The 5,989-nt window shown below is 61.7% G+C and carries 5 protein-coding genes; 2 read left to right on the top strand and 3 right to left on the bottom strand.

Annotation, left to right across the window (positions count from 1 at the left end; all coding sequences use genetic code 11):
* Positions 1–189 precede the first annotated feature (189 nt).
* Positions 190–1,803 carry a bifunctional aminoglycoside phosphotransferase/ATP-binding protein gene (locus Q7T64_RS10330; protein ID WP_304795202.1) on the bottom strand — a complete coding sequence of 538 codons (1,614 nt, stop codon included), beginning with the start codon at positions 1,801–1,803 and terminating at the stop codon, positions 190–192.
* A gap of 238 nt (positions 1,804–2,041) precedes the next feature.
* On the opposite strand from Q7T64_RS10330, the gene Q7T64_RS10325 reads away from it, so the two are divergent.
* Together Q7T64_RS10325 and Q7T64_RS10320 are read left to right on the top strand one after the other, a co-directional pair.
* On the top strand, positions 2,042–2,812 hold the full coding sequence (locus tag Q7T64_RS10325) for an enoyl-CoA hydratase/isomerase family protein (protein WP_304795200.1): 771 nt from the start codon (positions 2,042–2,044) through the stop codon (positions 2,810–2,812).
* 90 nt (positions 2,813–2,902) lie between these two features.
* Complete coding sequence (locus Q7T64_RS10320; protein WP_304795199.1) at positions 2,903–3,268, top strand: RidA family protein; 366 nt, start codon at positions 2,903–2,905, stop codon at positions 3,266–3,268.
* A gap of 124 nt (positions 3,269–3,392) precedes the next feature.
* Here the strand turns inward: Q7T64_RS10320 and Q7T64_RS10315 are convergent, their stop codons facing one another.
* Together Q7T64_RS10315 and Q7T64_RS10310 are read right to left on the bottom strand one after the other, a co-directional pair.
* Entirely contained in the window at positions 3,393–4,364 is a 972-nt protein-coding gene (locus tag Q7T64_RS10315) for a tripartite tricarboxylate transporter substrate binding protein (RefSeq protein WP_304795197.1), read from the bottom strand.
* A 112-nt stretch (positions 4,365–4,476) separates the two neighbouring features.
* On the bottom strand, positions 4,477–5,989 hold a 1,513-nt coding region (locus Q7T64_RS10310; RefSeq protein WP_304795194.1), incomplete at its 5' end, for a calcineurin-like phosphoesterase 5.

Below are 5,989 nucleotides of genomic sequence, written 5' to 3'. Positions count from 1 at the left end.
TGCGCACCTAGTGACCGAACAGCGAGGCTCACAGGGGTGTTTTTCGGCTGATATTCGGACGGTGGTGCGGTAGGTATTTTCCAGCGCCGAAGGTGGTGCGGTTGGGATTTTTTTAGCGCAGGTCTCTGCACGGGAGCGATTTCTGCACCTGCCGGTGTGTGCAGTAAATAGCCTGCTCTACAAGGACAGTTAGTGACCCAAATCAACCAGCGCCGCCACCCGTCGCGCCGCCTCCTCGGGCAACTCTCTCCCGGTGTCCACAATAACGGTTTCACGCAATTCCGCCGCAGTCAGCGCATCATGCTGCGCCAATTGTCCCGCCAGCACATCCAGGTCGGCATCCGACGGATCCCGGCCTTCCCGCACCCGCGCCGCGAGGCGCTCGCGCAGCAGTGCAAGATCGATACGGCAATCCAGGATCAACATCGGCACCTGCAAATCGCCAGCAAGTGTTCGCAACAATTCACGTTGCCCCTGCTGCAGGAACGTCGCATCGACAATCACCGTCATTCCGCACCGGACTACATGCGCGGCCTGTTCAGCCAACTGCAAATAAACCTGCTCGCGCGCACTGTCTGCATACAGCGCCGTCCGCTCCGCTGCCGCTGGACGCTGCACAGCCGTAATTCCCAGCAAGCGCTTGCGTTCAACGTCCGATCGCAGCCGCAGCGCCCCCATCACGCGGGCAAGCGCTGCGGCCACAGTCGACTTTCCGCAGCCGGAAAAACCGTGGGTGATTATGATCCGCCCCGGCTGCGGGTGTAGGCATCGCCATGCCAGCGCCAGGTAAGCCAGCGCCTCGGCATGCGTCACTTGCGCCGCATCCGGCTCCTGCTGGCGCGCCCGCAGCAAGCCAACCTTGCAGCGCACCAGTGCACGCTCGGCCATCGATGCATTCAATAGCCGCAAGACGCCATGGTCCCCGGTTACCTGCAGCCACGCATCGAGCAGGCAGGCAGCGATCTTGTCCTGCCCGAACATGCGCAGGTCCATCACCGCAAAGGCAATGTCATCGATCACATCGATCCAGCGCAGCACGGGGTTGAATTCGATGCAGTCGAACGCCAGCGAACGACCATCCAGCGTGAGCAGGTTGCTGCAATGCAGGTCGCCGTGGCATTCCCGCACGCGGCCTTCGCGCTTGCGCGCAAGGCGCAGCGGCGACAGCGTGGCGTGCGAACGTTCGAGTGCGGCGCTGACCTGCTCCAGTTGCTGTTGCGCAGCGATGTCGCCGAGCAGGGCAGCAATCTCATGCCGGTTGCTGCGGCTCACCGCCAGCAGTCGCGCAGGGTCGCCGAATTCGCTATCGGCCGATGCGACTGCGGCGTCCAGATGGAACTGTCCGAGCAGTTGCCCAAGCCCGGCGGCTTCGTCAAAGGCAAGCAGACCCTGCCGCGCCCTGTGATCCCACAACGCCTCCTGCGGGAAGGTCTGCATCCGCACCGCATAATCGAAAACCGGCTCGGTGCAGCTCTCCGCATCCACCAGTTGCGGCGCTTGTGCGCTGCCGATCACCGCGTCCAGCCCGAGATACAGCTCACCGGCCAGCCGCCGGTTCAGCCGTAGCTCTTCCAGGCAGCACGCACGCCGCGCATCCAGCGTGGTGAAGTCGAGTATGTCGAGCCGGATTGCTTTCTTGAATTTCCAAGCGGTGGCAGGCGTGACTATCACCCAGGAAATATGGGTTTCAAACAGATCGACGCGTTCTCCGCTGGCCTTCATGGCCTGCATCAGGTTTGATAGCGCAGCGCGCTGCTGCGCTTGCTGCCAGGGTTCGTCTGGCGCCATGCTCTGCTGGCTCATGGTGTTCCTCGGGGTCGCGCAAAGTGGTGGCTGCTGCCCACGACATCATGTCAATGCCGAAACTGTCGCCACTGCCAGCCATGCGGAAAGTAAAATCTGTTTATGAATCATAATTCATTATTATCGAGAGGCATTGCGCTACCCGCCCATGATCGACAGGCCGTGGATTCGCTCCATGAAGCCCGGCCCCGATGAATCAACAGTCTTAATTCAATCCCGTCCAATCCCGGAGAATTCGATGTACGTCAATCTAGAGTTTCACGCAGACCACGCTGTCATTACCCTGAATCGGCCGGAGGCGCTCAATGCGCTCAACTTTGCGCTGCTGCACGAGCTCGACAAGGCGCTCGACGAGGTAACTGCATCGAGCGCCCGCGGCCTGATCGTCACCGGCGCCGGCAGCAAGGCCTTCTGTGCCGGCGCTGACATTCCGGAACTGATGGACCGCAGCGCCGGTCAGCAGCGGCGCGATACGGCGGTGGCCCAGGGCATCATTACGCGGCTGTCGCAATTGCGCATGCCATCGGTGGCGCTGATCAACGGATTCGCACTGGGCGGCGGACTGGAAGTGGCGCTGGCCTGCACCTTCAGGATCGCCACCCGCGCATCACGGATGGGCCTGCCGGAAATCAAGCTGGGCCTGATTCCCGGATACGGTGGCACACAGCGCCTGCCGCGCCTGATTGGCGAGTCGCGCGCGCTCGACATCATCCTCAGCGGCCGCTTTGTCGATGCCGAGGAAGCCTTGCGCATCGGCCTGGTCAACCAGCTGGTGGAAGGCGACAGCCCGATGGACGAAGCGCGCAGCTTCCTGGCCCGTTTCACGCCTTACAGCCTGAACTCGGCAGCACTGGCGCGCGAAGCGATAAGCCGTGGCCTGCAAGGCTCGCTCGAAGAGGGCTTGCGGGTGGAGGCAGACCTGATCAGCGCTGCGCTGCAAAGTGCAGACGGCCAGGACGGGATGCTCTCTTTTGTCGAAAAGCGCAAAGCGGTCGTGCGCGATCAGTAAGCTATACCATCACCATCCCATCACCATCGCATCCTGCTCGCATCGCGCGGGCTAGCCATGCCGGGCGGATGACCCGCCCGGCCCAACACAATGAGCCCGGACATGATTGAACGCATCAACGTAGAAAAAAGATTTTCCGACATCGCGGTATTCCAGAATGTCGCCTACCTGGCGGGGCAGGTGCCGCGGCCCGAAGCGGGCGTGGACATCCGCAGCCAGATGACTGATGTGCTGGACCAGATCGACGGCTTGCTGGCCGGCGTGGGCAGCGACAAGACAAAGATCCTGAGCTGCCAGATCTTCATTGCCGATATCCGCGACATCGCCGTGATGAATGAAGTGTGGGATGCCTGGGTCGCGCCTGGCAATGCGCCGCCGCGGGCGACCGTGCAGGCAACGCTGGCACGCCCGCACTACCGGGTGGAAGTGGTGATGACTGCGGCCATTACCGGCTGAGCGGGGAAAGAGCGGCGAGCCGTGCACGGCCCGCCGTCATTGCCACTTTGAAGATTGCGGCCATGAAGATTGCGGCGGTGATCATTGCGGTCATGCCGCTTCACTGCCGCCAACTATTGCGCCTTTATTGCTTCTGCAGGCCGACCTTGTCGATGATGTCGCCGTACTTCTTCATTTCAGAATTCACATAGGCGCGCAATCTTTCCGGCGCCATGTACGTCACCGACAGTCCCTGGTCGCTGAGCTTCTTGGCGACGCCCTTGTCGGCCAGCACGGTGGCGACGTCAGCGGAAATCTTTTCCACCAGCTGCGCGTTCATGCCCTTGGGGCCGAACATGCCGAACCAGTTCGAGATTTCGAAGTCCTTCAATCCGGCTTCCCTGGCGGACATCACGTCGGGCAGCATTGCATCGCGGCTATTGGACGTTACCAGCAGCGGCTTGAGCGTGCCGGCGCGGATATGCCCGATGATCGACGGCGCAGTCGCGAACAGCAGGTCGATCTGTCCGCCCAGCAGGTCGGCCACGGCCTGCGAGGTACCGCGATAGGGCACATGGATCAGGTTCATGCCGGTCTGGATCTTCAGCAATTCACCGGCCAAGTGCTGCTGGCCGCCAATGCCGGGTGAGCCATACGAAATCGACGCATTGGTCTTTTTCAGTTCGACCAGTTGCGCATAGGTCGTGACCTTTGACTTGGGTCCGGCCACCAGGTACAGCGGTGCACTCGTGGCCAGCGCGATCGGCTGCAAGTCGGTCAGCGGATCGTATTGCATCTGCTTGTAGACCAGCTTGTTGAGGGACACTTCCGGCGTGTACGCGATCAGCAGTGCATGACCGTCAGGGCTGGAATTGACTACCTGTTGCGCAGCGATCATGCCGCCGGCGCCGGTCTTGTTTTCCACCACCACTTGCTGGCTCCACTTGCCGGTCAGTTCGCTGGCCAGCAGCCGGGCGATGACATCGGTGCCGCCGCCGGGTGCATAGCCGACCGTGAACTTGACTTGCTTGACCGGATACGGGTCGGCAGCCAGCGCAGACAGCGGCAGAACCAGCGCCGCGCACAACATCAACAACGACTTCTTGTAGCTGATCATCCTGCTCTCCTTGGAATGGCGAATTAAGTCATTGAAACCGTGAATCAAAAATCCTGGGCCTGCCTTGTGGCGCGTGGCGCGTGCCGCATGACGCCACTGCGTTGTACCGCCTTCAATCGTGGCGCAACAGCACCAGCGCCCGGCCATCGTCCGACGCCACGCTGTCTGTGGCAGTCATGACGCCACGCGAGAGCAGGTTGACGATGCTGGCGCTGGCCTTGGCCTGCACTTGCCGCGCCACTGCGCCGGCATCGCCGGACAGCAGCGTAAAGCCTTGCGCACCAACGGTGAAATTGCTGATCCGGCAGTCGCCTGCCTGTTGCACGGCACCGATTGCTGCCATCCCTTCGGCGGGCAACATGGCCGCCATGCTGGCCACGGTATTGGCCGCTTCACGCGGGTTGAAGCTGCGATCGATGAAGCCATTGCGCGGGAAATAACCACGGTCTATATCCATGAAGGTATCAAACACATAGCGCACCCGCGACGACGAGCGGGACGCGACGATGGCTTCTGCGGCCAGCCGTGCCGTGTCGATATTGTCGTCGCAGGCCCGCGCCAGGCTGGGGCCGGCCAGCTTGACCGACGCAATGATGTCGCAATCGAGCGCCTGCGCGAAGGCATTGAGCGCGCCCGCCGTGGCCAGCAGGTCGGTGCCGCGATCAAGACGCACGGTAATGCCGTCGATGATCTTGTCGGCCAGCAGCGCGGCGATGCGATCCTTCAGGCCGGGCAGTTCTTCTGGCCGGATACCGGCATTGACGAAGTGGCTGAAGTGCTGCCCGTCAAAATGCGAATCTTCCGTCGTGCGCAGCTTGGAGAAAATGATTTTTGCCGCGCTCTTGCGCCGCAGCCGGATGATTTGCGCGGTGCGCGCCGTCAATTTTTCCATCGACAGGTTCAGCTCGAACGCATCTACCCGCACGCCGGACGCCACCACCTCGTCCAGGAAGGACTCTTGCGGCACACCCAGCGTGGTGACGATGAAGTCATGCCCGACATCCGTCATCAAACGCGCGCGGGCCAGCGTTTCCGGATCGCGCAAGTCCTGTTCCGGCACCTTCAATGTGCGCATGCCGATTTCCCACAACACCATCAACTGATAGTCGTTGCGCACCGGCTTCCTGCCAAACTCCTGGACCCCGCCGGTGCAGGGAATCTGCACCACTTCATTCCACTCGTGGCGCATTTCCACGCCCAAGCCGGCCAGGGCGGATGTCTTGGTATGGACTGGCGCTGTCTGTCGTTTGAGCTTGAAGCTGTCGCCGACGTTGAGCTTGTCGCCGTGGGTGCGGATCAATTGGGCGACGTGGCCTTTTTCGTAGACATCGACCACGAAATAGCCGAATTTTTCAGCATCGCCGCGACCGTATTCAAAGCCCGGTGCAGACCGGTAAAACTCGGCGAAGTCATGGCGCAGGAACGCGGTGGACGGCAGCAGGTACATCTCGGCGCAGCCAACCACGTCGTACCAGAAATTGTGCACATGGCCGGCAAACACGGCTTCCACGTTGGCGCAGCGCATGCGCTCCAGCAGCCAGCTGCGGCCGGGCTCGTCGATATTGTCGTAGGTGCTGCGCTCTTTGGCGTCGTACAGGTAGGGCGGGTAATGGGTAAAGATGAAG

The organism is Lacisediminimonas sp. (assembly GCF_030645335.1).
Taxonomy (GTDB): domain Bacteria; phylum Pseudomonadota; class Gammaproteobacteria; order Burkholderiales; family Burkholderiaceae_D; genus Lacisediminimonas.
The sequence above is the reverse complement of the archived record's forward strand: the minus strand, read 5'-3'. Positions and strand labels throughout refer to the sequence as shown.